Here is a 24934-nt window from a genome sequence, read left to right as displayed (position 1 = left end):
CGCCGATGGTACTGCAGGGGGGACCCTGTGGGAGAGTAGGACACCGCCGGACACCATTCACGATGGCCACCCAGAAATGGGTGGCCATCGCTGTTTAACGATCCGCAACATGGTCAAAGAAGACCGTGGCCGGCCGAAGCGACGAGGACGTCGTCACCCGACTCCGAAAGAAAGGAGCAGCGATGAGCGAGTTCAACGCCCCTTCACGATCGGAGTCGACGCCGACGAGCAGCGACGAAGTAGCCGACGACGGCGCGACGTACGACGCCGTACCGTCCCGCGAGCTACTGCGCATCGAGCAGGCGCCGCTCCCGGAGCGGGCATCCGGATACACGCGGCTGCAGGAGCAGCTTCGCCTCCGCCTCGAAAACGCGGACCGCGACCGATGAGCGACGACATCCGCCTCGACTCCGCCCTGGCTGAACGAGGAATCGCCCGCTCCCGTACTCACGCGGCCCGCCTGATCGCCGACGGCCTGGTGACGGTGGACGGCGCACCAGCGCTTAAGGCGTCGACGCGTGTCCGCGGGGATCAGGACGTCGCGGTCGCGGCGCTCGACCACTACGTCAGCCGAGCGGCGCACAAGCTGATCGCTGCTCTCGACACCTTTTCCACGGTGACGGTACGCGGCGTGCATGCTCTCGATGTCGGGGCATCGACCGGCGGCTTCTCGCAAGTGCTGCTCGAACGCGGCGCGGCGTCGGTGATCGCGCTCGACGTCGGGCATGCGCAGCTCGCGCCGCGGATCCGCTCGGACGACCGGGTCCACGTCGTGGAGGGCTTCAACGCTCGGGACCTGACCCCTGCCCGGCTCGCGGAGGCCGCCGGGACCGACGTCGTCCCGGGACTTGTCGTATCAGACGTCTCCTTCATCTCACTCACGATGGTGCTGCCGCCGATCGCCGCTTCAGTCGACCCGCTCGCCGACGTCGTGGTGCTGGTGAAGCCGCAATTCGAAGTCGGGCGCACCGGAGTGCGCGAAGGTATCGTGCGCGACCCGGAGTTGCGCCGAGAGGCGCTCTCGGACGTGCTCTGGGCGGCCTGGGACCTCGGCCTCGGCATCGTCGGGCTGGCCGAGTCGCCACTCCCGGGGAGCGCTGGGAATCGGGAGTATCTGGTGCACCTCCACCGCGACCGCGGAACGATTCCGACAGAATGGAGGGACGCGGTCACCGCGCTCACCACCGGATGACGCGATCGTGTCCGCCGCTGTCGACCGAACAGAAGGACATCCCCTCGATGCAGTCCCCTCCTGGCGAGCGCAACATCCTCGTCATCGCCCATACCGGACGGTCGGACTCCCTCGACGCGGCGATCCTCGTCGTCCACCGCCTGAGGAACTCCGGGGCGCGCCCCGTGCTCTGTCCCGACGACAAGGGCGACATCGTCACGGTTGCTCCGGACCTCGGCGATGTCTCCGTGCTCGGCGCCGACGTCCCGCTGGAGTCGATCGAGCTCGTGTTCGTGCTCGGTGGGGACGGCACGATCCTGCGCGCAGCCGAGATCGTGCGCGCGGGGACCGCGCCACTGCTCGGGGTCAACCTCGGCCACGTCGGCTTCCTCGCCGAGAGCGAACGCGATGACCTGGACGACGCCGTGGCACGTGCGCTCGACGGCGACTACGCGGTCGAGGAGCGGATGACGCTCCAGGTGCGCGTCACGATCGACGAGACCGTCGTCTATGAGACCTGGGCGCTCAACGAGGCCACCGTCGAGAAGGGCAGCCGCGAGCGGATGCTGGAGGTGATGGTCGGGGTCGACGGGCGGCCGCTGTCCAGTTTCGGCTGCGACGGGATCGTCGTCTCCACTCCCACCGGATCGACCGCCTATGCGTTCTCCGGCGGCGGGCCCGTGGTGTGGCCGTCGGTCGAGGCCATGCTCCTCGTGCCGCTTAGTGCGCACGCCCTCTTCGCGCGTCCGCTCGTCGTCGGACCCTCGTCGAGCCTCGCCGTCGAGGTCAAGGAGCGGACCGATGGCGTCGGCGTGCTCTGGGCCGATGGTCGGCGAGCCTACGAACTCCCTCCGGGGGCACGTGTCGTGTATCGCCGCTCGCCCGTGGCCGTGCGCTTCGCGCGCCTGCACGACGCCTCCTTCACTGATCGACTCGTGCACAAGTTCGGTCTCCCCATCCGCGGATGGCGGGGGTCGGCGGAGACGGAGTAGGGCCCGATGCTCGAAGAGCTGCAGATCCGCGATCTCGGAGTGATCGCCGAGGCGACGCTCCCGCTCGGACCGGGCTTCACCGCCGTCACGGGCGAGACGGGAGCCGGCAAGACGATGGTGGTCACGGCGCTCGGCCTGGTGCTGGGTGCGAGGTCGGACGCCTCCGCGGTGCGGTCAGGGGCGAAGCAAGCGTGGGTGTCCGGCCGCTGGCTGGTGCCGGAGAAGGGTCCGGTCGCCGAGCGGGTGCACGACGCCGGGGGTGATCTCGACGGCCCTGAGCTGCTGCTTGCTCGCTCCGTCTCGGCGGAGGGGCGCGGTCGCGCGGTCGTCGGCGGTCGCAGTGCTCCGGTCAGCGTGCTGAGTGAGCTCGCGGACCAGCTGGTGGTCGTGCACGGACAGTCGGACCAGATCCGACTCCGTTCGGCCGCGGCCCAGCGCGAGGCGCTCGACCGGTTCGGCGGGCCCGAGCTGGCGAACGCCCTCCGCGAGTACGCGAGCGCGTTCGAGCGCTGGCGGGCCAACCGGGAGGAGCTCGACTCCCTGATCCAGGCGCGGGAGGCGCGCGCCCTCGAGGCGGACCGGCTCCGTGCCGCCCTCGCCGAGATCGAGGTCGTCGCGCCCCAGCGGGGCGAGGACGTGGAGCTCGCAGCGCAGTCGGCCCGGCTCGGCAGCATCGAGCAGTTGCGGGTCGCGGCCGGCGAGGCGCGCGAGGCAATCTCGTCGGAGGAGTTGGACGGGCGAGACGCGCTCGGGCTGGTGGAGACGGCGCGCCGGGTGCTGGAGCGGGCGGCCGAGCACGATGCAGCCCTCCAGCCGATGGTGCAGACACTCGGGGAGGCTGCGGTGCTCCTCGTCGACGCGGCCGGCGGCCTCTCCTCCTACTTCGCCGAGCTCGACCTCGACGGCGCTCACGACCTGGAGCTGATCGAGAACCGCCGGGCCGAGCTGTCCCTGCTGGTCCGCAGCTACGGGCCGACGCTCGATGATGTGCTGGACCTGGTCGACTCCTCCGGACTGCGTCTGCTCGAGTTGGACGGCGACGACGAGCGGATCGCGGCGCTCGAGGCCGACACGGACGCCGATGCCGATCTCGTCGACCGGCTCGCCGCCCGGCTGACCGAGGTGCGGACCGCGGCGGCCGCGGAGCTGAGCGAGCGGGTCAGCGACGAGCTCACGGCGCTGGCGATGGCCGACGCGCGCCTGCACGTACAGGTGACCTCGGCGGGGGAGCCGGCCGCGCACGGGCGCGACTCGATCGAGATGCTGCTGCAACCGCACACGGGTGCGACACCGCGGCCGCTGGCCCGCGGGGCCTCGGGTGGCGAGCTGTCGCGGGTGATGCTCGCGATCGAAGTCGTGGTCGCGGCCAACGATCCGGTGCCGACGTTCGTGTTCGACGAGGTCGACGCGGGAGTCGGCGGCGCGGCGGCGATCGAGATCGGTCGGCGCCTCGCGCGGCTCGCCGAGACGTCGCAGGTGATCGTGGTGACGCACCTGGCGCAGGTCGCGGCGTTCGCGACGAACCACCTCCGCGTCGAGAAGGGCTCGGACGGAGCGGTGACCTCGAGTGCGGTGACCCAGCTCGACTCTGAGGAGCGGGTGTCGGAGATGGCGCGCCTGCTGTCGGGCCTCGCCGACTCCGCGAACGCCCTCGCTCACGCCCGGGAGTTGCTCGAGACGAGCCGGCGGGGCTGATGGCGACGGCCCGGGTCGGCACCGATCCGGGACCGGCGGTCCGTCGCGCCTGTTCTGCTGTTACGGTGGAACCCCGTGGTGGACTTTACGAACACGGGCCTTTCCTCTTCTTCTCCCTCTGATTCCGAGGGCTCCTCCGGGTCCTCGACTCGGGACGCTTCACCGACCGGGCAGGGCGCGCCCGCGACGATCACGAAGCACATCTTCGTCACCGGCGGTGTCGTCTCCTCGCTCGGCAAGGGCCTCACCGCCGCGAGCCTCGGCAACCTGCTGACGGCGCGCGGGCTGCGCGTCGTGATGCAGAAACTCGACCCGTACCTCAACGTGGATCCGGGCACGATGAACCCGTTCCAGCACGGCGAGGTCTTCGTGACCGACGACGGAGCCGAGACGGACCTGGATATCGGCCACTACGAGCGCTTTCTCGATATCAACCTCAACCAGGCGGCGAACGTCACGACCGGCCAGATCTACTCGCGGGTCATCGCCCGCGAGCGCGCCGGCGAGTACCTCGGCGACACGGTGCAGGTCATCCCGCACATCACCGACGAGATCAAGCGGCGCATGCGCCTCCAGGCGGAGGACGACCCGCAGCCGGACGTCATCATCACCGAGATCGGCGGCACGGTCGGCGACATCGAGAGTCAACCGTTCCTGGAGTCGGCGCGCCAGGTGCGCCACGAGCTCGGGCGCCGCACCGTGTTCTTCGTGCACGTCTCGCTGGTGCCGTTCATGGGGGCCTCCGGTGAGCAGAAGACCAAGCCGACTCAGCACTCGGTCGCGGCGTTGCGCTCGATCGGTATCCAGCCGGATGCTCTGGTGCTGCGCAGCGACCGTCCCGTCTCGGAGTCGAACAAGCGCAAGATCGCGCTGATGTGCGATGTCGACGAGCAGGCCGTGGTCAACGCGAAGGATGTCGCGTCCATCTACGAGATCCCGCAGATGCTCAACGAGCAGGGGCTCGACGCCTACATCATCGACCAACTGGGCCTGCCGGCCGGCGAGGTCGTCTGGGACGGCTGGTCCCGGCTGCTGGAGGCGGTGCACGAGCCGCAGCATGAGGTCACGATCGGCCTGGTCGGCAAGTACATCGACCTGCCCGACGCCTACCTGTCCGTGACGGAGGCGCTGCGGGCCGGTGGCTTCGCGCAGCAGACGAAGGTGACCATCCGCTGGATCGCCTCGGACGGGCTTGAGGACCCGGAGGCCGCCGCGAAGGCGCTCTCCGAGGTTGACGGCATCTGCGTGCCCGGTGGTTTCGGCATCCGCGGGATCGAGGGGAAGCTCGGTGCGCTGCGCTTCGCGCGGGAGAACGGGATCCCGACTCTGGGGCTCTGTCTGGGGCTGCAGTGCATGGTCATCGAGTACGCGCGCCACGAGGCGGGGCTCGAGGGGGCGTCGTCATCGGAGTTCGACCCCGAGACCGCGTTCCCGGTGATCGCGACGATGGCCGAACAGGTCGAGATCCTGGCCTCCGGCGACATGGGCGGGACGATGCGCCTGGGCCTGTACACGGCCGAGCTCGCCGAGGGCTCGATCGTCGCCGAGGTCTACGGCGCACCGGAGGCGGCCGAGCGCCACCGCCACCGCTACGAGGTCAACAACCGCTACCGCGAGCAGATCGCGCAGGCAGGGCTCTGGTTCTCGGGCCTCTCGCCCGACGGCCACCTGGTCGAGTACGTCGAGCTGCCCCGGGAGAAGCACCCCTTCTACGTCGGCACTCAGGCGCACCCGGAGCTCCGCTCGCGCCCGAACGCCGCACACCCGCTTTTCCGCGGACTGGTGAGCGCGGCGCTCGAGCGCCAGGAGTCGTCGCGCCTCTTCCCGGCGTCGGAGGCCGGCGCCCATGAGTGAGCCGCTCTCGGACGAGCTGGTCGAGCCAGAGGTCCTGACCAGCGATCGGGTCTTCGACGGCATGGTCTGGGGCGTCCGCGCCGAGACGTTCCGCTACGGCGGCGGGGAGCTGCGCCGGGAGTTCCTCGACCACACCGGCGCCGTCGCGGTTCTTGCTCTGAACGACGAGGACCGCGTCGCCCTGATCAAGCAGTACCGGCATCCGGTTCGCACCCGGGAGTGGGAGATTCCCGCCGGACTCCTCGATGTGCAGGGTGAGGATCCGCTCATCGCTGCGCAGCGCGAGCTGGGCGAGGAGACGGACCTGCAGGCCGAGCGCTGGGACCTGCTGTCGGAGTTCGCGACCTCGCCCGGCGGCAGCGACGAGGTGATCCGGATCTATCTCGCGCGCGGGCTCTCGGCCACCGGCTCCGCCTTCGACCGCGAGGCCGAGGAAGCCGATATGGAGCTGCGCTGGGTACCGCTCGACGAGGTCGTCGAGGCGGTGCTGGCCCGCCGGGTGCAGAACCCGTCGCTGAGCATCGCGGTGCTCGCTGCGCACGCGTTTCGCTCGCGCGACTGGAGCGGGCTGGGTGACGCCTCCTCGCCGTGGACCCGCCACCCGCGGGTGCGCCACCCTCGGGAGTGACTCCGCGCGCGTGCGCCGAGGCGTACCTCCGCCAGGCGAGCGTGGAGCGCGGGCTCTCGGCGCACACACTCGCCGCCTACCGGCGGGACCTGGAGCTCTACCTCGGCTGGCTCGCGGAGCGCGGGACCTGCGATCTAGCGCAGCTGCGCCGGGCCGATGTGGGGGAGTTCTCCTCCTGGCTGGCCGCGCGGCCGGAGCGTCCGCTCGCGGCGAGCTCGCGGGCGCGGATCCTCTCGAGCGTCCGCGGGTTGCACCGGTTCGCTCTGGAAGAGGGGCTCGTCGCGGACGACGTGGCCCGTGACGTCGTGCCGCCGAAGATCCCGATGACCCTGCCGAAGGCGGTCACGGTCGAGCAGATGGCGGCGCTGCTCGACGCGGCGCGGGGCGAGGAGCTCGCCGACCTGCGCGATCGGGCGCTGCTCGAACTGCTCTACGCGACCGGGGCGCGGATCTCGGAGGCGGTCGACCTGAACGTCGACGACGTGGTGGACGCCGAGGTGGTGCGCCTCACGGGCAAGGGTTCGAAGCAGCGGATGGTGCCGCTCGGGCACTACGCCCGGGAGGCGGTCGAGGAGTACCTGGTGCGGGCCCGGCCGGAGCTGTCGCGGCGCGGACGGGCGACTCCGGCGCTCTTCCTCGGGGTGCGCGGGAGCCGGCTCTCGCGACAGAGCGCGTGGCTGGTCATCCGCGCGGTCGCCGAGAAGGCGGGCCTGGACCGCGAGATCTCGCCGCACACGTTCCGGCACTCGTTCGCGACCCACCTGCTCGCGGGCGGCGCGGACGTTCGCGTGGTGCAGGAGTTGCTGGGGCACGCCTCGGTGGCGACGACGCAGATCTACACGCTGGTGACGGCGGACACGCTGCGGGACGTGTACACGTCGGCGCATCCGCGAGCGCGACGCTGAGGCGCAGGGCCGTGCGGCGGGGCGCCGCGGCGGGGGAGCGGGGCGCCGGTACACTCGACGAAGGCCGCGCGGGAGCGCACGCCGACACGGAAGCGAGGACGACGCAGGTGACACGCAAGACGGACGACAAGGCCGAGCTCACCGGTCTCGAAGCCCCGACGCTCGGCCCGACCGGCCGCCCCCTGCGCGATTTCCCGCTGCCGGTGGAGCTCACCGGTCACGGACCCGCTCGGATCATCTCGCTCTGCAACCAAAAGGGTGGCGTCGGTAAGACGACAACGACCATCAACCTGGGCGCGACGCTCGCCGAATACGGCCGCCGCGTCCTGGCCATCGACTTCGACCCGCAGGGCGCCCTCTCGGCCGGCCTCGGCGTCACGACGTACGACTCGATCACGATCTACGACCTGCTCCTGGGCACCGTGAAGGACCCGGCCGAGGCGATCCGGAAGACCCGCGTCCCGGGCCTGGACGTCATCCCCGCCAACATCGACCTGTCGGCGGCCGAGGTGCACCTCGTCAACGAGGTCGCCCGCGAGCAGATCCTTGCCCGGGTGCTGCGCAAGGTGAGCGCCGACTACGACGTCGTGCTGATCGATTGCCAGCCCTCGCTGGGCCTGCTCACCGTCAACGCCCTCACCGCGAGCCACGGCGTGCTCATTCCGCTCGAGTGCGAATTCTTCGCACTGCGCGGTGTGGCCCTGCTGATCGAGACGATCGACAAGGTCCGCGACCGCCTCAATCCGGTGATCGAGCTCGACGGCATCCTGCCCACGATGTACGACTCCCGGACCCTGCACTCGCGCGAGGTGCTCGATCGCGTGGTCGACGCCTTCGGCGATAGCGTGCTCGAGACGGTCATCGGCCGCACGGTGAAGTTTCCGGACGCCAGCGTGTCCGGCGTGCCGATCACCCAGTTCGCCCCCGAGCACAACGCCGCGAAGGCGTACCGCAAGCTCGCCAGGGAGCTGATCTCGCGTGGCGCGGTCGCCTGAGGCTGTGCTCGAGGAGCGTCCCGCTCCGACTGGATTCCGCGTCGCCCTGACCAACTTCGAGGGCCCGTTCGACCTCCTGCTGAGCCTGATTGCGAAGCAGCAGGTCGATATCACCGAGATCGCACTGAGCGCGGTCACGGACGAGTTCCTCGCGTACCTGCACGGGATCGACACGCTGGAGGGACTAGACCTCGCCTCCGAGTTCCTGGTCGTCGCAGCGACCCTCCTCGACCTCAAGATTGCCGGGCTGCTGCCGCAGGGCGAGCTCGTGGACGCGGAGGACGCGGCTCTGCTGGAGGCGCGCGACCTGCTGTTCGCCCGGCTCTTGCAGTACAAGGCGTTCAAGCAGGTCTCGTCGTGGTTCGCCGAGCGGATGGCAGTCGAGACCGCCCGGCACGTGCGCGATGTGCCACTGGAGGAGGAGTACCGGGCCGCGAAGCCGGAGCTGGTGTGGACCCTGTCGGCCGCCGACTTCGCCGCTCTCGCGGCCGTCGCCCTCGCCCCGCGCGAGCTGCCGGCAGTCGGCCTGGACCACTTGCACGCGCCGCAGATCAGCATCCGGGAGCAGGCCGCCCATGTGGTGGCCGTGCTGCGTGTCCGGGAGTCGGCCACCTTCCGCGAGCTGATCCTCGGCGCCGACGAGAAGGGCGTGATCGTCGCGCGGTTCCTGGCCGTGCTTGAGCTCTACCGGCACGCGGCGATCACGTTCGAGCAGCCGGAGCCGCTCGGCGAGCTGACGCTGCGCTGGGTGGCGGAGCAGTGGAGTGACGCGAGCCTCGCCACGCTCGGAGCGGACTATGAGTCCTGACGCCGGCGCTGGGACCGTCGCGTTCGAGATCGACCGGGCAATCGAGGCGATTCTGATGGTCGCCGACGAGCCGCAGTCGCTGGCGGCGCTCGCTACGGCGCTCTCGCGGCCGATCGCGGTGGTGCGCCAGTCGGTCGAGCGGCTGGTCGCCGACTACGACGGCGTCGACGGGTCCCTTCGGCGGGGCTTCGAGTTGCGCGAGGTCGGCGCGGGCTGGCGGATCTACGTTCGCCGTGAGTACGACCCGGTGGTGACGGACTTCGTGCTGACCCAGAACCCGACCCGGCTCTCGCAGGCGGCGCTCGAGACGCTGGCGGTCATCGCATACAAGCAGCCGGTTTCGCGCGGCCAGGTCGCGCAGATCCGCGCGGTCAATGTCGACTCCGTCGCACGTACCCTCCTCGGGCGCGGCCTGATCGCGGAGGTCGGTCACGACCCCGAGACCGGTGCGATCCTCTACGGCACCACCGAGCAGCTGCTCGTGCACCTCGGCCTCGCCTCGCTCGACGAGCTGCCGAAGATCTCCCCCCTACTGAGCGACGGAAGAGACGGATTCGATGAGCGAGCCTGACAGCGGCCCCGAGGGCGAACGACTTCAGAAGGTCCTCGCGGCAGCGGGGGTCGCCTCCCGACGCGTGGTCGAGGAGATGATCGTGGCGCGGCGGATCCGCGTGAACGGCGAAGTGGCGGATGAGCTCGGTCGACGCATCGATCCGGCGACCGACCGGATCGAGGTCGACGGAGTCGCGGTGCAGCTGGACACCTCGCGCCGCTACGTGATGCTCAACAAGCCGGTCGGCGTCGTCAGCTCGTTGGCCGACGAGAACGGCCGCACCGATCTCAGCCTCTACACGAAGAACTTTTCTGAGCGGCTGTTCAATGTCGGTCGCCTCGACGCGGAGACGTCGGGCCTGCTGGTGCTGACCAACGACGGCGAGCTGGCGCACGTGCTTGCGCATCCGTCGTTCGGCGTGACGAAGACGTACATCGCCAAGGTGCACGGGCAGGTCCTCCCGCAGACGATCGCAATGCTGACCGCCGGGATCGAGCTCGACGACGGACCGGTGGCGGCCGACAAGGCGCGGCTGCTGGGTCGGCCGGAGGGGCGCTCGACTGCGTCACTCGTGGAGATCACCCTGCACTCGGGGCGCAACCGCATCGTGCGTCGAATGATGGCGGCGGTCGGGCATCCGGTGATCGAGCTCGTTCGACGCCAGTTCGGCCCGCTGCACCTGGGCACTCTGCGCTCGGGCGATCTGCGCGACCTGACGCGCGATGAGCTGGGTGCGCTGTTGACGATCGCGCGGCAGGGCGGCGAGGCGGTGGCCGTCGCTCCTGCGCTTCCGACGAAGAAGGCGAGCGTGGGGGCCCGGCGTCCACGTCGTGAGGCGGAGCGCTCGGGCGACCGCTCGGGCGACCGCGGAGGCTCCTCCACAGGCGGCCGCGGGGGAGCGACTGCTCCGCGCCGCTCCGGCACCGACAAGCAGCGCCGCACCGATCGCTAGGCTGTCGGGGTGAACGAACTCCTGCACCCCGCCCCGCCCGCCCTGCGGACGACCGGCACGGTGCGGGTGGTCGGCTCCGGCCTGCTCGGCGCCTCCATCGGCCTCGGTCTCGCCTCGCGCGGGATCGACGTCGTTCTGGACGATGCGTCGCCCGCGACCCTGTCTCTCGCCATCGACTACGGGGCCGGCCGCGCCGCCTCCGCCGATGATCGGCCGTCCCTGGTCGTCGTGTGCGTCCCTCCGGACGTCACCGCGAGCGTCGTCGAGCGCGAGCTCGCGGCATACCCCGAGGCGGTCGTCACCGATGTGGCGAGCGTGAAGACGCAGCCCCTGCGCGAGCTGCGCTCCCGTGGCGTGGACCTCGCCCGCTACATCGGCTCGCACCCGATGGCCGGCCGCGAGCGCGGCGGCCCGGTCGCGGCGCGCGGCGACCTCTTCGTCGGTCGTCCCTGGGTGATCTGCCGCGACGGCGAGACGACCTCCGAGGTGCTCGCGCGGGTGGAGGGTCTCGCGCTGGATCTCGGCGGCACCATCGTGGAGATGGATCCGCAGGAGCACGACCTCTCGGTCGGGCTGGTCTCTCACGCCCCGCAGGTGATCTCCTCGCTGCTCGGCCAGCGCCTCCTCGATGCTCCGAACGCGGCTCTGCGCCTGGCCGGGCAGGGCGTCCGCGACGTCTCGCGCCTGGCCGCCTCCGCACCCGAGCTGTGGATGCAGATCCTCGCGGCCAACCGTGAGCATGTCGTCGCGGTGCTCGACGCCTTCCGGGACGACGTCGCCGCGGTCGCCGACGCGCTCCGCGACCTCGATGCGCCGGGGTCGCGCCGCGTCCTCGCCGAGCACCTCGCCGCGGGTAACGCGGGAGTGGCGCGCCTGCCCGGTAAGCACGGTCAGGACCAGCGTTTCTCCACTCTGATCGTGCTCATCGACGATTCGCCAGGAACTCTCGCGCGGCTCCTCGTCGAGATCGGCGAGGCGGGCGTCAACCTCGAGGATGTGCGTCTCGAGCACGCGCAGGGGCGCAGAGTGGGGCTCGCCGAGATCTCCGTGGTACCCGAGGCGGTCGCGCCGCTCACCGAGGAACTGACCATACGCGGCTGGAGGATCGCCGGATGAGCACCGAGCAGAACAGGCAGGAGGGCGGCCTGAACAGGATGACGCCCGCCCGCCGCGCGCAGCAGAGCATCCCGGAGGACGGGGGCGCGGCTCCCGAGAGCGAGGCCCGCTCCGAGGCCGTGGTGCAGGGCGACTTCGGCGAGGCCGTCGTGGTCGCGATCGACGGCCCGGCCGGCAGCGGCAAGTCCAGCGTGTCGCGAGCGGCGGCCCGCCGCCTCGACTTCGAGTTTCTCGACACGGGCGCCGCCTACCGCGCACTCGCCTGGCACGGGTTGGATCGTGGAGTCGACTTCGAGGACGAGGACGCGATCGTCGATGCGCTCGACGGCTTCGACTACTCCATCGGCACCGACCCGGAGTCGTACTCGGTCTGGGTCGGCCCGACCGAGGTGACAGCCGCAATCCGGGAGCCCCGGGTCACCGCGCGCGTCTCGGCCGTGGCGAAGGTACCCGAGGTCCGCCGGAGGATTACGCTGCTGTTCCGGCGGATCATCGGGGAGACGCGGCGCGAGGGAATCATCGTCGAGGGCCGCGACATCACGACGGTCGTCGCTCCCACCGCTCCGGTGCGGATCCTCCTGACCGCGAGCGAAGAGGCTAGAATGGCCAGGCGTTCGCGCGAGGTCACCACGGAATCCGCCGAGGCGACGGGTCAGGCACTGCGGTCGAGGGATCGCGCCGACTCGCAGGTCGTCGACTTCATGAACGCCGCAGACGGAGTCACTCTTCTCGACTCCACTCATCTCGACTTCGAGCAGACCGTCGACGCGGTCGTCGCCGAGGTCCGAACTTCGAGAGCAAGGGCCGATCATGGCACAGGACACGCACGTCGGTGACGACGAGCTGAACTTCGGAGACGACGACCTCGTCGAGCGCCTCGGCGACCTCGACGAGCAGCTCGCCTCCTCACGCGCGCAGGCGCTCCGCAGCGGACTCGCGGACTACGACCTCGACGAGGAGGACCTCGACCTCCTCGAGTTCGCCGGCGAGGACTCGGACGAGGTCCGCTACCTCCCCGCCCTCCCGGTCGTGGCGATCGTGGGCCGCCCCAACGTCGGCAAGTCGGCGCTGGTGAACCGCATCCTCGGCCGCCGCGAGGCCGTCGTCGAGGACACCCCGGGCGTCACCCGAGACCGCGTGTCGTACAAGGCGGAGTGGATCGACCGCTCGTTCACCATCGTCGACACCGGTGGCTGGGAGCCCGACGCGCGCGGGATCGACGCGTCCGTTGCGATGCAGGCCGAGATCGCCATCGACCTCGCCGACGCCGTGATCTTCGTCGTCGACGCGAACGTCGGCGCGACCGCAACCGATGAGCATGTCGTGAAGCTGCTCCGCAAGACGAAGAAGCCGGTCTTCCTCGCCGCCAACAAGGTGGACGATGCCCGCCAGGAGCCCAACGCCGCCTCGCTGTGGTCGCTCGGTCTCGGCGAGCCCCGCCCCGTCTCGGCCGTCCACGGGCGCGGCGTGGCCGACCTGCTCGACGCGGTGCTCGAGAAGTTGCCGCTCGAGTCGGCCGTCGCCAAGCGCGAGGTCGGCGGCCCGCGCCGTGTCGCGATCCTCGGCCGTCCGAACGTCGGCAAGTCCAGCCTGCTCAACAAGGCCGCGGGGGAGGAGCGGGTGGTCGTCAACGAACTCGCCGGCACCACGCGCGACCCGGTCGACGAGCAGGTCGAGATCGCCGGGAAGGTGTGGCGCTTCGTCGACACCGCGGGTATCCGCCGCCGCGTGCACCTGCAGCAGGGCGCCGACTTCTACGCATCGCTGCGCACCTCGACTGCGCTCGAAAAGGCCGAGGTCGCCGTCGTCGTCCTCGACGTCTCGCAGCCGATCTCGGAGCAGGACGTGCGCATCATCGATCTGGTGCTGGAGTCGGGTCGTGCGCTGGTGCTCGCGTTCAACAAGTGGGACCTGCTCGACGACGAGCGCCGCCGCTACCTGGAACGCGAGATCGAGACGGATCTGGCGCACGTGGCCTGGGCGCCCCGCGTCAACATCTCGGCCCGCACCGGCCGCCACCTCGAGAAGCTCGTGCCGGCGCTCGAACTCGCCCTCGAGTCGTGGGACACCCGCATTCCGACCGGCAAGTTCAACGCCTTCCTCGCCGAGCTGACCGCGGCGCACCCGCACCCTCTGCGCGGGGGAAAGCAGCCGCGCGTGCTCTTCGGCACCCAGGCCTCATCGCGCCCGCCGACATTCGTGCTCTTCACCACCGGCTTCCTCGACCCGGGCTACCGCCGCTACATCGCGCGCCGCCTGCGCGAGATCTACGGCTTCCAGGGGTCCCCGGTGAACGTCAACATGCGGGTTCGGGAGAAGCGCGCGCGCTGACCGCTGCTGCGACGAGTCCGGCCCGCGGGGGTTCCTCCCGCGGGCCGTCCGAGTCTGCGCAGAGCGCCGACGCTCAGCCGACGGGCGCGAAGGGCCACCAGGGCGGCAGGAGCCGACGGTACGCGCCGAGGTACACGTCGGGGTCGCGCGGGGCGGGCAGGCGGAGCCACTGCTCCATCAGGCCGACGGAGCCTGCCGCGAGGAATGAGGCGGTCGCGTTTTCGAGGAATCCGAGCGGAGTGTTCGCGGCCGGGACGTCGAGGACGCCGGTGTCCAGGGTCGCCGAAACGGCGCCGCGGAAGTGATCGGCGAGCATCGCGCGCAGTCCGGAGTCGCCGCCGGGCGCGTCGAAGGCCCGCAGATAGAGGTCGCGGTGGCCGTCGAGGTGCCCGAGGACGCAGGCAGTGGCTTCGCGGATGCTCGCGTCGGTGGCGGCGCCGCTGCGGAGCTGCTGGAGGTAGCCCTCGCGGATCAGGTCGAGTTCGTCCCGCAGGGCCGCGCAGAGCAGTTCCGCGGCGGAGGAGGCGTGGGCGTAGAAGGTGGAGCGGTTCACGCCCGCGAGACCGGTGATCTCGGAGACGGTCAGTGTGGCGACGTCGCAGTCGGTCGCGAGTTCGATGATTGCCCGATGCAGGGCCACCTGTGATCGCTTCTGCCGCGCATCCACTGCTGATGCCTCCCGAGTTGTCGGCGGCGCATCGGCCGGTGCCGACGCGTTCCGCGAGGTGAGTCTACGGGTTGCGCTCGTTTTCACTTCCGGCGTCGGCATCCGCTAGGGTAGTCGAGTTGCCCGGGCCTCGGCCCGGACTGCCACGGGCTGTGGCGCAGCTTGGTAGCGCACTTGACTGGGGGTCAAGGGGTCGCAGGTTCAAATCCTGTCAGCCCGACGAGAAAGCCCTGGTGAGCAGCTACTGCCGTCAGGGTTTCCTGTGTGTGCGGGCTCTTGCCCGCCGCGGCCGCGTGATCGGCTCGCTCTGCGGATCGAGGCCGACTCCGGGATCACGGGGACCAGTCGAACCTCGATCCACGCCAGCGAGTCCTGCAGGAGATCGCTCCTGCATAGGATCCTCGCCGTGAAGAAGTTCTTCCAGCGGCCCGCGTCGAAGCGGCCCCTCGCGTTCATTCAGACCGAGCCGCGGTTCTCCGAGCCGAACGAGGCCGAGAAGACCTGGATGGCGGGGCATCTCCCGCTCGCGGCCGACCTCGGCGTGGAGGTGGCCGACATCGCGCAGATCGTGTCGCTCTACGAACTGATTCTGCAGAGCTGGCGCTATTTTCCGGCAGAGAATCCCAGTGATCCGACGGTCTCGGTTAACGCCCTCGGGACCGTCTTCGGCGAGCACCTGGTGCGGAGGACGATGATGAGAGGGGTCATGGCGACGGACGAGTACGGCACCGAACTCGCCGTGCACGACTCCGCCACCAGCACTCTCATCTACCCGCCGAATGCAGTGGCCAAACGGTGGACGGCGGGGGAGAGCGGTGCCATCCGGTCAGCGTGGTTCCGCGCGTCGACGGGGGATTCGGCTCAAAAGTCGATGACGTCGCTGTTCACGCCGTCGTAGGTCGGGAGAGCCGCCATGACGATGTCGTTGGTCCGCCGTTTCGGCCACGGGGACCGGTCGGGAAGAGCATGCGTGAAGTCCCTCCGATGTCGCTTGAGCTTCCTCGGGGCACGTTCGTGAATGGAGACGGCGGCAATGGCACCCGCTTGGGCATACGACATCGACCGACCCGAGGCGGTGTGCGGGCCGTGGTAGAGCAGGAAGTGCGCGATAGTGCACACGCGAACGAATTCTTCATCCGTGCAGGACTCGATCCACAGCGCGCTCTCGTTCTCAGTGTGTAGCGACATCCGGGAACTCCGTGGTCGATCCAGGGCAGGACGGGCCGGCCGAGCGCAGTGGATCCGACCTCAATTCGAGCGACAGCGACAGCTGCGACGAGAACATGACGAAGAGTCATACCTCGGCCAGGCGGTCGGTGCAAGCGGGAGGCGCGTCCGCCGCGATCGTCCGCACACCTCCGGCCCGCCGCCTATCCTGGAGGGCGATGTCGAACTCCCGTGCCGAGGCCGCCTACCTGCGCTCCCTCGGCGCCTTCCGGACGCCGACCCTCGATCTCCTGCACGGCCGGTACGCGCCGTTCGTCGTCGCCGCCCTCTCGCTCGTGTTCACGGTCGACCGGCACGTCGTCGCCGTGGCGGACGCGCACGCCGAGGTCGGCGAGCTGCTGGAGGAGCTGCGCTCGGCCGGCTACGACGAGGGGGAGCGGGCGCTGCCGAGCGGCACGGCGCGCGAGCTCTGCCGCTACTGGGTCCGCGTCGGCTGGCTCGTCCCACAGATCGACGGGGAGGCGGAGGTCTACCGCCTCAGCGCGCACGCCGTCAGCGCGCTCGAGATCACCGGACGCACCGGCGGCGGCCGTACGCGGGTCTCGAACTCGCGGGTGCGCACGCTCCTGGAGGCGGTCGAGCGCCTGGCCGCGGACGTCGAGCCCGACCCGCAGGCCCGGTTGGCGCGGCTGCGCGAGGAGCGGGCGCGCCTCGACGCCGAGATCGGGGCCCTGGAGGAGGGCGCCGGTCTCGAGCCGATCGATGACGAGCAGCTGCTCGAGGAGGCCGAGAATGTGGTCCACCTCGCGCGCGAGCTACCGGCCGACTTCGCGAGGGTGGCCGAGTCGATCAAGGCGATGCAGCGCGACGTGGTCGCCGACCTGCGCCGTGACGTCCGGCCCACCGGGGACGTGCTGCGGGAGTATCTGGAGCGCGGGCAGCACGTGATGCAGGCCACCAGCGAGGGCCGGGCGTTCGCTGGAGCGCTCCGGCTTCTCGGCGACGCCGAGCGGATCGACGCGCTGGCCGATCAGCTGCACACGGTGCTCGTGCAGCCGTTCTCTCGCCTGATGGATCCGGCTCAGCGGGCGGAGCTCAGCGCGATCGGCCGCCGGGTGGAGTTGGGCGTCCAGGAGGTGCTGACCGCGCAGCGCCGCGCCTCCCATGTCATCACGGGCCAGGTCCGCACCCACGATCCGGCCCGCGACCGCCAGGTGGACGAGCTGCTACGCGAGGTGATGGCGGGGCTGCAGGAGTGGACCGGCGGAGTCTCCCCGGATGCGCCGGTCGCACCGCTGGTGCACCTGCCGGTCGCCGGGATCGGTCACCTGCGGCAGACGCTGGGGGACGTGCGACCGGCCGGGGGACCGGCTCCGCTGGCCGAGGACGATGCGGCGGAGTTCATCGGCGATGACAGTCGTGCCTGGGGCGGCCCTCGCTACGCCGAGCTGGAGGCCTACGTCGCGCAGCTCGGCGACGAGTTCGACCTGGGGGACGCGTTCAGCGCGGCTCCGGAGGAGACGCGACGGCCCGTCGACCTGCTCGGTCTGCTCGAGATCGCGCACCGCACGGGCCTCGTCGACGGCGAGGGCTACTCCGTCGTGAGCGCCCGCAGACCTGACGGGACCACCCGCCGCTTCGCCTTCGGATCCGTGACCGCCCGCACCGAGAAGGAGACCGACGATGACTGACCCCGTGGCAACCGACGAGCCCGCCGTCGATCCATTCATCGCGCCCGTGTCGATGGAGGAGGACCCCGACGAGCTCTTCCCCGGCGACCGCGGCGTCCTCGACACCGAGGTCCGCCGCGTGCTCGTGCACGTGCTGCAACGCCGTTTCCTCCTCGCCGACCGGCACCGGGAGCAGTGGGCCGTGCTCCAGGAGCATCGGCAACTGATCGAGTCGCGGCTCAACGACCTGTTCGTGCGGCTGATCGTCGACCACGAGCGCGGAGTCGCCTACAAGGAGCAGGTGCGCTCCGACGAGGTCGAGATGCCGGTGCTGCTGCGCGATCTCCCCTACACCCGCGCCGAGACGCTGGTTCTGGTGCACCTGCGCACCGTGTACCAGCGGGAGTCGGCGGCCGGCGAGCCGTCGGCGCGGGTGGACGTTGAGGAGGTCGAGCAGACGGTGCTCAGCTACTTCGCGGACGCCGAGCGCGACACCGCGCGTCGGCAGCGGATGGTCCGCAAAGCGCTGGAGCGGCTGGGCCGGGACGGCATCGTCGAGGAGGAGTCGGCGGGGCGGTACCGGATCAGCCCGATCGTGGAGATCGTGCTGAGCGCGCCGAAGCTGCGGGAGCTGAGCGACTGGCTGCGCGGGCGCCGGAGTGATGAGGCGACCCAGGAGGGGCGGAGCGACACGGCGCTCGCCAAGGAGGCGGACTCCGGCGATCCGGAGCCCGTCGAGGACGAGCCCGGCGAGGATGATCCCGTCGACGCTGACACCCCCGACGCTGACACCCCCGACGCTGACACCCCCGACCCGGAGGACGACCCCCGATGACCATGCTCGACACCCTCTTCGGCCTCATCCCCGCCGCCTCCCGCGGACAGCAGTGGCTCGCCGAGGACCTGCAGCTGGTCAATTGGGGCGGCTACGACGGCGCCCACCGAGTCCGCTTCTCGCCCGGCGCCACCCTGCTCTGCGGCGGCTCCGGCTCCGGCAAGTCGACCCTGATGGACGCCTACATCGCGTTGATGATGCCGCACACCACGCCGTTCAATGGCGCCTCCAACGGCGGAGTGACGGGGCGACCGCGCGGTGAGGACCAGCGGAACATCCTCTCCTACGCCCGCGGCAAGCTCGATGAGTCGCGGACGGAGGAGGGCACGAGGATGCGCGTCCTGCGCGGGGACGGCACCGACACCTGGACCGCGGTCGCGATGACCTGGGTCGACCACGACGGCTCGCACTTCAGCGCGGTCCGGGCCTGGTACGTCCCGGCCGCTGCGCGCGTGCTCGAGGAGACCGTGCGCGTCCGCGCGAGCGCTGAGGGCCCGGTCGACCTCGCCGCACTCGACGGCGCGGCGGCGCACCGCTTCTCCGATGCGTCGCTGCGTGCGGCGGGCCTGGATCCGCTCGCTACCGACCGGGAGTTCTCGGCCCGCCTGCACGCGGTGCTCGGCATCGGAGCCGCCGGCGCCGGGTCGAAGGCAATGAGCCTGCTCGCGCGCATCCAGGCCGGGCAGCAGATCACCACGGTCGACGACCTTTACAAGCGGCTCGTGCTCGAAGAGCCCGAGACCCTCGCCTCGGCCGACGCGGTCGTGGCCCATTTCGACGAGCTCGAGGGCACCCGGCAGCGGATGCTCACCGCGCGCCAGCAGGTCGCCGCACTCGAGCCGCTGCGGGGCCTGCGCCTGCGCATCGCCGCCTCGGCCGAGCGCGTGCGGCTGATCGACGCCCTGGGCGACCTCGACGCCCCGGGCTCGCCGGCCGCCGTGTGGCGGGCGGAGAAGCGCCTCGGCCTCCTCCGCGATGTCGAGGCCGAACTGCGCGAGCGCACGCGCTTCGTCGACGCGGTGCTGCGCGAGAAGCATGCCCTGGCCGGGGCAGCGGAGTCGGAGCGGGACGCTCTGGCCGAGGTGCTACGGGCCTCCGGCGGCGATCGGCTCGAGACGGCGCAGCGCGAACTCCGCGAGGTGCAGCGGCGGCTCGAGACGGTGCGCGACAGCAGGGTTCGGCTCGACGAGGATCTGCGTGCGCTGGGTGAGGAGACCACCCGCGAGGCTTTCGAGGGTGTCCTCGCGCGCGCCTCCGACGCCGCGGGCGCGGCCGAGGCGAAGCGCGACGCCCGCGCGACGTACTCGGAGGCGATGACGCAGCGCACGGCGGCCGCCCGCGAACTCGCCGAGCTCGAGGCGGAGGAGCGCGCTGCCTCGCAGCATCACGACAGCATTCCGAGACCGCTGCACGAGGCGCGCGAGGTGATCGCCCGTGCAGCGGGCCTCTCGGCCGAGGACCTGCCCTACGTGGGAGAGCTCGTCGAGGTACGGAGCGAGTTCGAGCCGTGGCGAGAGGCGTTCAGCCTTGCCCTCGGCGGCTTCGCGACGACGCTCCTGCTCGACGTCGCCCACCTGGATCGCTTCCGCACCGCGATCGATGCGGTGCGGCTCCCGGTCCGCCTCCGCTACGAGGGCGTGCAGACCGGCCTCGAGGAGGTGCGCGGCCTCGACTCATCGACGCTGCCCGGTCGTCTCGACTACCGCTCCACGCCCTTCGCCGGCTGGCTGCAGGACCGCCTGGAGGACCGCTTCGGCTTCGTCTGCGTCGACCACGCGGACGAGCTGGGGCGGCACCGTCTGGCGCTCACTCTCTCCGGTCAGCTCTCGCAGGGCCAGCGCGGTGCGCACGGCGGCCACGGCGCGGCGAGCGTCCTGGGCTTCTCGAATGCGCGGAGGCTGCGCGAGCTGAGCGCACTCGTCGAGACGGCGCGGGCTCGCAGCACGGCGGCAACAGCGGCGTCCCGAGTCGCGGAGGAGGCGCTCGATGCGATCGAGGACCGTCTCACCCGTTTCGCCCGCATCACCCGCGTCTCGTGGGACCAGGTCGACGTCGATTCGCTCGTCGCGGAGCAGGAGCGCTGGACCGCGGTTCTCGGGGAGGTGGCGGAGGCGAACCCCGAGCTGGCGCGACTGCAGGAGCAGATCGCCGAACTCCGGGAGCGGACGGAGCGGCTGCGACAGGAGATCGCCCGGGCGAGCGTGGAGCGCGAGCGGATCGAGGCGGAGTGGGCCGTGGTGGTCGACGACGTCGACGCGAGTCAGGCAACCCTCGACGCGGCGGAGCGGGCCGGACGCGAGCTGCAGGACGACGAGTGCGCTTTCCTCGACGCCCGCTTCACACTGACCGAGGCAGCCGCGTCCGGCAGCGCCTCGGACGTGCTGGTCCGCTTCGACGCCGCGCTCGCCTCGGCGGCGCAGCGGCTAGAGGAGGACCGCCGCTCCGCCGCGCAGGCGCACGAGCAGCAGCGGGAGAGCGCCGGCCGGATCATGGCCGGCTTCCTCGACCGCTGGCCGAACCCGAATCTGATCGTCGATCCCGAGGCCTCCGCGGGCGACTTCGAGCGCCTGCTCGACGCGCTCGAGACCAGCGGTCTGCACCGGCTCGAGTCCGAGTGGCGCGACAGCCTCCTCACCCTCTCCGGCAACGACCTGACCAGCTTCGACTCCACGCTTGGCCGCTCCCTCAGAGAGATCCGCGAGCGCATCGAGCCGATCAACGTGATCATGCAGGATCTGCCGTTCTACGACGACGGGCACCGCCTCCAGATCACCACCCGCGAGAACCAGTCGGAGGTGCGCCGCCGCTTCCGGCGCGAACTTCGCGAGGTGCGCGCGCAGATTCAGGCCGTGGCGACGGAGGAGGAGCGGGAGCAGGTCTACCGACGCATGTCGCGGCTCATTCAGCGGCTGCGGCGCACCGCGCCCGACTTCGGCGACCTCGTCGACGTGCGCAATCACGTCCGCGTCAGCGCCGAGCGCGTCGATGCCCTCACCCGCGCGCACGTCGCGCTCTACGACCACATCGGCGAGAAGTCCGGTGGTGAGTCGCAGGAGCTGATCGCGTTCATCGTCGGAGCAGCGTTGCGCTACCAGCTCGGGGACGCGGGCGCCGACCGCCCCCGCTACGCCCCGGTCTTCCTGGACGAGGCACTGATCAAGGCGGACGCCCACTTCACCGCGCGCGCGATCGGTGCGTGGCGGGGACTCGGCTTCCAGCTCGTCATCGGCGCCCCGAACGATAAGTACAGCGCCATCGAACCGCACGTCGAGGTCGAGTACGACATCCTCAAGGACACCCGTGGGCGCTCGTGGGCCAGGCCCAAGGTGGGCCTGGCCGACTGAGTGCTACCGCCCGATTTTCGCGTGGCTGCGCGAGTACGTGAAGTAGATCCCGAAGCCGACGGCCAGCCAGATCAGGAAGCGCAGCCAGGTCTCGATCGAGAGGTTGAGCATCAGGTAGGCGCAGATCAGCGCCGACAAGAGCGGGAGCCACGGGTTCAGCGGCACCCGGAAGCCCCGCTTCAGGTCAGGACGCTTGCGGCGGAGGACGACGACACCGACCGAGACCAGCACGAACGCCGAGAGCGTGCCGATGTTGACCATCTCCTCGAGCACGCCGATCGGGGTGAGGCCGGCGAGCAGGGCGACCACGACGGTCACCACCACGGAGGTGAACCACGGCGTGCGCAGGCGCGGGTGGACCGCGGCGAGACGCCGGGGGAGCAGTCCGTCGCGGGCCATCGCGAAGATGATGCGGGTCGCACCGATCAGCAGCGTCAGCACCACAGTGGTCAGGCCGGCGACGGCACCGGCGGAGATGACCGTCGCCATCCAGGCCTGCCCGTGGTAGGCGAAGGCATTGGCGAGCGCAGCGGAGGGGTCCAGCTCGCGGTAGGGCACCATCCCGGTCACCACGAGGGCGACAGCGCAGTAGAGCACGGTGCAGATGATGAGCGACGCGATGATGCCGATGGGCAGGTCTCGCTGCGGGCGGCGGGTCTCCTCCGCTGTGGTCGCGACGACGTCGAAGCCGATGTAGGCGAAGAAGACGAGGGAGGCGCCCGCGATGATGCCGCCGACTCCGAAGGTCGCGGGCTCGATGCCCGAGAGGAACTGCAGCAGGGGCTGGGTGAGGCCGGAGGCGGACTGCGAGGGCTCGGCCGCGGGAACGAACGGCGAGTAATTGTCCATGGTGACGAACTGCAGACCCGCGACGATGACGAACAGAACGATGAAGAGTTTGATCGCCACGAGCACCAGGTTGACGCGCAGCGACTCCTTGATGCCGAGAGTCATCAGTGCGCCGAGCACCAGCACCAGGAGGATCGCGGGCACATCGACCACTCCGCCGTTGGCGAGCGCGGGTGGCAGGGAGACGCCCAGCTGCTCCAGGAGGGAGCTGAGGTAGGTGCTCCAGCCCTGCGCGACCACGCTCGCGCCGAGGAAGAGCTCGAGGATCAGGTCCCAGCCGATGATCCAGGCGAAGAGCTCGCCGAGCGAGGCGTAGGAGAACGTGTAGGCCGACCCCGAGACGGGCACCGTCGAGGCGAACTCGGCGTAGCACATGGCCGCGAGGGCGCAGGCGAAGGCGGCGACGACGAAGCTGAGGACGATCGCGGGGCCGGCGATGTCGTGCGCGGCGCGACCCGTGAGGGTGAAGATGCCGGCGCCGATGACGACTCCGACGCCGAAGACCGTGAGGTCGAGCGCGGACAGCGACTTCTTGAGCTTGTACTCGGGCTCGTCGGTGTCGGCGATCGACTGCTCGACGGACTTGGTGCGCAGGAGGCTCACGGTGGTTCTCTCTGTCGGCTTCGGAGTGGAGTGGAGGCGCGAGGGCCACTGGGGAGGATAGCGGGGCGGGCGCCTCTGCCGCGCCGGGCGGCGGGCGAGTACGCTTCCCGGCCATGAGCAGGATCTTCTCGGTGGCGTTCGCGGACGTGCACCCCCTCTACGTCGCGAAGGCGGAACGCAAGGGTCGTACCCGGGACGAGGTCGATGAGGCAGTGCGCTGGCTCACGGGCTTCACGGACGCGCAGCTGCGGCAGCACCTCGAGGCCAGGACGACGTTCGAGGAGTTCTTCGCGGCGGCGCGCCTGCATCCGCACGCGTCGGCGATCACGGGCGTGGTCTGCGGAGTGCGTGTTGAGACGATCGAGGACCCGTTGATGCAGCGGATCCGATACCTCGACAAGCTGATCGACGAGATCGCCCGGGGGCGGCCGATGGCGAAGGTGCTGCGAGCGGCTCCCGCGGTGGTGTGAGAGCGGCGGCGGGCGCAGGCCTTCCTCCACAGGCATCGCTTCGCCGCGACTCTCCACGGATCCGGCTGTGCTGCCCCTGCGCTCGCGGCGAGGCGAGCAGGGTGTCGGTCATGACATCACCTCAGCGCACCTCCACTCCTTCGTCCCGCCGCCGCGACCCCGAGATTGTTCGGGCGAGCGAGATCCAGGATCTCCTCGCCGCCGTCCCCTCCATCATCGGCATCCGTCCGGAGGAGTCGGTAGTCGTGGTGCCGTTCCTCGGGACGCGCGCCGGCGGCGGCTTCCGCCTTCCCCTCCCGGAGCGATTGCGCCGCGCCGAGGTCGAGGCTCTGGCGCGCGGTTGCGCTCGACTGATGGAGACCATGCCGCGCGCGACCGCGGTGCTGGTGGTGGTCTACACCTCCGCGGGGTACGCCGAGAAGCGGGGCATCCCGCAGCTCGACCTCGGGCGGGCGGTGCTGCGGCGTCTCGGGCGCACCCGGCTCGGGATCGTCGCGGTGGCCTGCGTGGCGGGCGACGGCTGGGGGCGCTACACCGAGCCCGAGGAGTGCCGACAGCCGCGGCCGCTCCTCGAGATCGAGCGGAGCGAGACGGGGGTCTTCGCTCGGGCGGTCGTTGACGAGCCGCTCGATCTCGCTGCGCTCTCCGTGCTTCCCGCCGTCGCTGAGGCCGATCGCGCGCTCGTCGGGGAGGTGCTCGGGAGGCCGCCCCTGCTCGGCGACACGGTGGCGCTCGTCGAGCGCTGGCTCACCGGGCCGCCCGACGTGCGCCGCGAGGGGCTGGTCGTCCGGATGCTGCAATTTCCGCCGCTGCGGGACCAGGTCACGATGCAGATCGCTCGCACCGCCGAGGTGGGCGCGATGCAGGCGCACCGCCAGGAGCGGCTCGAAGCCCTCAGCGCGCAGACCGGGGAGAGCGTGTCCTCTCTCGCCGCACGGGAGTTCCTGGCCGGACCGGGCGACGACCACGACCAGGAGATGTCGGCGCTGCTCCTCGGGACCGGTCGGGCTCCGGAGCGCGGACGGCTGACTCAGGCGACCCGGCTTCTGGCTCGGGCGGCAGCACTCGCCCCCGAGGGAGCGCGGTCGCCGGTGCTCACGGTGCTCGCGTGGTGCTGGTGGGCGCGCGGAGTGTCGAGCCTCGCTGCGCTCCACCTCAACGAGGCCCTGCGGCTCGACCCCGACAATTCGATGGCCCAGCTCTATGCTGCTTTGTTCGCGACGCGCGCCCTACCGGAGTGGGTTCTGGACGGCGCCGCCGAGGCTCTCGACGCGGCGAGCACCTGCCGCGGCGAGCGCCTGAACTGATCCGCGCTGAGCTGACGGGCGC

21 protein-coding genes, 1 tRNA gene and 1 pseudogene are annotated in these 24934 nt (G+C 70.8%); 21 read left to right on the top strand and 2 right to left on the bottom strand.

Annotation, left to right across the window (positions count from 1 at the left end):
- Window positions 1-182: 182 nt before the first annotated feature.
- From C5D07_RS12555 to der, 14 genes and pseudogenes are all read left to right on the top strand, one after another.
- Window positions 183-389 carry a hypothetical protein gene (locus C5D07_RS12555; RefSeq protein WP_068252454.1) on the top strand — a complete coding sequence of 69 codons (207 nt, stop codon included), beginning with the start codon at window positions 183-185 and terminating at the stop codon, window positions 387-389.
- Window positions 386-1192 carry a TlyA family RNA methyltransferase gene (locus C5D07_RS12550; RefSeq protein WP_068252457.1) on the top strand — a complete coding sequence of 269 codons (807 nt, stop codon included), beginning with the start codon at window positions 386-388 and terminating at the stop codon, window positions 1190-1192. The genes C5D07_RS12555 and C5D07_RS12550 overlap by 4 nt, the downstream gene beginning before the upstream one ends.
- A 47-nt stretch (window positions 1193-1239) precedes the next feature.
- A complete protein-coding gene (locus tag C5D07_RS12545; RefSeq protein WP_104259472.1) occupies window positions 1240-2163 on the top strand; it encodes an NAD kinase in 924 nt (307 codons plus the stop codon).
- 6 nt (window positions 2164-2169) lie between these two features.
- Entirely contained in the window at window positions 2170-3858 is a 1689-nt protein-coding gene (gene recN, locus C5D07_RS12540) for a DNA repair protein RecN (RefSeq protein WP_104259463.1), read from the top strand.
- Window positions 3859-4047: 189 nt separating this feature from the next.
- Complete coding sequence (gene pyrG, locus C5D07_RS12535) at window positions 4048-5712, top strand: CTP synthase (RefSeq protein WP_104259471.1); 1665 nt, start codon at window positions 4048-4050, stop codon at window positions 5710-5712.
- Window positions 5705-6340, top strand: a complete 636-nt coding sequence (locus C5D07_RS12530; protein WP_104259462.1) for an NUDIX domain-containing protein — start codon at window positions 5705-5707, stop codon at window positions 6338-6340. Before pyrG ends, C5D07_RS12530 begins: the two co-directional genes overlap by 8 nt.
- Window positions 6337-7245 (top strand): site-specific tyrosine recombinase XerD, encoded by a 909-nt coding sequence (xerD, locus tag C5D07_RS12525; RefSeq protein ID WP_104259461.1) that lies wholly within the window; start codon window positions 6337-6339, stop codon window positions 7243-7245. The genes C5D07_RS12530 and xerD overlap by 4 nt, the downstream gene beginning before the upstream one ends.
- A 107-nt stretch (window positions 7246-7352) precedes the next feature.
- Entirely contained in the window at window positions 7353-8240 is an 888-nt protein-coding gene (locus tag C5D07_RS12520; RefSeq protein ID WP_104259460.1) for a ParA family protein, read from the top strand.
- Window positions 8224-9048: a segregation and condensation protein A gene (locus C5D07_RS12515; protein ID WP_104259459.1), complete on the top strand. Its 825-nt coding sequence runs from the start codon at window positions 8224-8226 to the stop codon at window positions 9046-9048. The genes C5D07_RS12520 and C5D07_RS12515 overlap by 17 nt, the downstream gene beginning before the upstream one ends.
- Window positions 9038-9619, top strand: coding sequence for an SMC-Scp complex subunit ScpB (scpB, locus tag C5D07_RS12510; RefSeq protein WP_068252473.1), 582 nt, complete (start codon window positions 9038-9040; stop codon window positions 9617-9619). Before C5D07_RS12515 ends, scpB begins: the two co-directional genes overlap by 11 nt.
- Window positions 9606-10358, top strand: a pseudogene (locus tag C5D07_RS12505) (pseudouridine synthase); the annotation flags it as partial. The gene scpB and the pseudogene C5D07_RS12505, both read left to right, overlap by 14 nt.
- A 204-nt stretch (window positions 10359-10562) precedes the next feature.
- Window positions 10563-11669 carry a prephenate dehydrogenase gene (locus tag C5D07_RS12500; protein ID WP_104259457.1) on the top strand — a complete coding sequence of 369 codons (1107 nt, stop codon included), beginning with the start codon at window positions 10563-10565 and terminating at the stop codon, window positions 11667-11669.
- Window positions 11666-12505, top strand: a complete 840-nt coding sequence (gene cmk / locus C5D07_RS12495) for a (d)CMP kinase (RefSeq protein ID WP_237358239.1) — start codon at window positions 11666-11668, stop codon at window positions 12503-12505. Before C5D07_RS12500 ends, cmk begins: the two co-directional genes overlap by 4 nt.
- The gene (gene der / locus C5D07_RS12490) at window positions 12480-14000 is read left to right on the top strand and encodes a ribosome biogenesis GTPase Der (protein WP_104259456.1); all 1521 of its coding nucleotides are present in this window, start codon (window positions 12480-12482) and stop codon (window positions 13998-14000) included. Before cmk ends, der begins: the two co-directional genes overlap by 26 nt.
- Window positions 14001-14073: 73 nt before the next feature.
- On the opposite strand, the gene C5D07_RS12485 is transcribed toward der, so the two are convergent.
- On the bottom strand, window positions 14074-14640 hold the full coding sequence (locus C5D07_RS12485; protein ID WP_104259455.1) for a TetR/AcrR family transcriptional regulator: 567 nt from the start codon (window positions 14638-14640) through the stop codon (window positions 14074-14076).
- A gap of 173 nt (window positions 14641-14813) precedes the next feature.
- Between C5D07_RS12485 and C5D07_RS12480 the strand changes: the two genes are divergently transcribed.
- The 5 genes from C5D07_RS12480 (at window position 14814) to C5D07_RS12455 (ending at window position 21683) form a co-directional block, all read left to right on the top strand.
- Window positions 14814-14887: transfer RNA gene (locus C5D07_RS12480), tRNA-Pro, on the top strand.
- 186 nt (window positions 14888-15073) lie between these two features.
- On the top strand, window positions 15074-15565 hold the full coding sequence (locus C5D07_RS12475) for a DUF3806 domain-containing protein (protein WP_104259454.1): 492 nt from the start codon (window positions 15074-15076) through the stop codon (window positions 15563-15565).
- Window positions 15566-16052: 487 nt separating this feature from the next.
- Window positions 16053-17525, top strand: coding sequence for a DUF3375 domain-containing protein (locus C5D07_RS12465; RefSeq protein WP_068252488.1), 1473 nt, complete (start codon window positions 16053-16055; stop codon window positions 17523-17525).
- On the top strand, window positions 17518-18339 hold the full coding sequence (locus tag C5D07_RS12460) for a DUF4194 domain-containing protein (RefSeq protein ID WP_104259452.1): 822 nt from the start codon (window positions 17518-17520) through the stop codon (window positions 18337-18339). Before C5D07_RS12465 ends, C5D07_RS12460 begins: the two co-directional genes overlap by 8 nt.
- Window positions 18336-21683, top strand: a complete 3348-nt coding sequence (locus tag C5D07_RS12455; RefSeq protein WP_104259451.1) for an ATP-binding protein — start codon at window positions 18336-18338, stop codon at window positions 21681-21683. Before C5D07_RS12460 ends, C5D07_RS12455 begins: the two co-directional genes overlap by 4 nt.
- A 3-nt stretch (window positions 21684-21686) precedes the next feature.
- Here C5D07_RS12455 and C5D07_RS12450 read toward each other — a convergent pair whose 3' ends face one another.
- Window positions 21687-23135: an amino acid permease gene (locus C5D07_RS12450; RefSeq protein WP_104259450.1), complete on the bottom strand. Its 1449-nt coding sequence runs from the start codon at window positions 23133-23135 to the stop codon at window positions 21687-21689.
- 113 nt (window positions 23136-23248) lie between these two features.
- Between C5D07_RS12450 and C5D07_RS12445 the strand changes: the two genes are divergently transcribed.
- Window positions 23249-23605 (top strand): DUF2200 domain-containing protein, encoded by a 357-nt coding sequence (locus C5D07_RS12445; RefSeq protein ID WP_068252498.1) that lies wholly within the window; start codon window positions 23249-23251, stop codon window positions 23603-23605.
- A 110-nt stretch (window positions 23606-23715) separates the two neighbouring features.
- Window positions 23716-24912, top strand: a complete 1197-nt coding sequence (locus C5D07_RS12440; protein ID WP_104308598.1) for a DUF4192 family protein — start codon at window positions 23716-23718, stop codon at window positions 24910-24912.
- The last annotated feature ends 22 nt before the right edge of the window (window positions 24913-24934 follow it).

This window comes from Rathayibacter tritici (assembly GCF_002932875.1).
Classification (GTDB): Bacteria; Actinomycetota; Actinomycetes; order Actinomycetales; family Microbacteriaceae; genus Rathayibacter; species Rathayibacter tritici.
The sequence above is the reverse complement of the archived record's forward strand: the minus strand, read 5'-3'. Positions and strand labels throughout refer to the sequence as shown.

What these genes read in the sequence shown, in the direction of transcription:
- C5D07_RS12555 (WP_068252454.1), top strand. Translation starts at nt 183, where the DNA reads ATGAGCGAGTTCAACGCCCCTTCACGATCGGAGTCGACGCCGACGAGC.
- C5D07_RS12550 (WP_068252457.1), top strand. Translation starts at nt 386, where the DNA reads ATGAGCGACGACATCCGCCTCGACTCCGCCCTGGCTGAACGAGGAATC.
- C5D07_RS12545 (WP_104259472.1), top strand. Translation starts at nt 1,240, where the DNA reads ATGCAGTCCCCTCCTGGCGAGCGCAACATCCTCGTCATCGCCCATACC.
- recN (WP_104259463.1), top strand. Translation starts at nt 2,170, where the DNA reads ATGCTCGAAGAGCTGCAGATCCGCGATCTCGGAGTGATCGCCGAGGCG.
- C5D07_RS12530 (WP_104259462.1), top strand. Translation starts at nt 5,705, where the DNA reads ATGAGTGAGCCGCTCTCGGACGAGCTGGTCGAGCCAGAGGTCCTGACC.
- scpB (WP_068252473.1), top strand. Translation starts at nt 9,038, where the DNA reads ATGAGTCCTGACGCCGGCGCTGGGACCGTCGCGTTCGAGATCGACCGG.
- cmk (WP_237358239.1), top strand. Translation starts at nt 11,666, where the DNA reads ATGAGCACCGAGCAGAACAGGCAGGAGGGCGGCCTGAACAGGATGACG.
- der (WP_104259456.1), top strand. Translation starts at nt 12,480, where the DNA reads ATGGCACAGGACACGCACGTCGGTGACGACGAGCTGAACTTCGGAGAC.
- C5D07_RS12465 (WP_068252488.1), top strand. Translation starts at nt 16,053, where the DNA reads ATGTCGAACTCCCGTGCCGAGGCCGCCTACCTGCGCTCCCTCGGCGCC.
- C5D07_RS12460 (WP_104259452.1), top strand. Translation starts at nt 17,518, where the DNA reads ATGACTGACCCCGTGGCAACCGACGAGCCCGCCGTCGATCCATTCATC.
- C5D07_RS12455 (WP_104259451.1), top strand. Translation starts at nt 18,336, where the DNA reads ATGACCATGCTCGACACCCTCTTCGGCCTCATCCCCGCCGCCTCCCGC.
- C5D07_RS12445 (WP_068252498.1), top strand. Translation starts at nt 23,249, where the DNA reads ATGAGCAGGATCTTCTCGGTGGCGTTCGCGGACGTGCACCCCCTCTAC.
- C5D07_RS12440 (WP_104308598.1), top strand. Translation starts at nt 23,716, where the DNA reads ATGACATCACCTCAGCGCACCTCCACTCCTTCGTCCCGCCGCCGCGAC.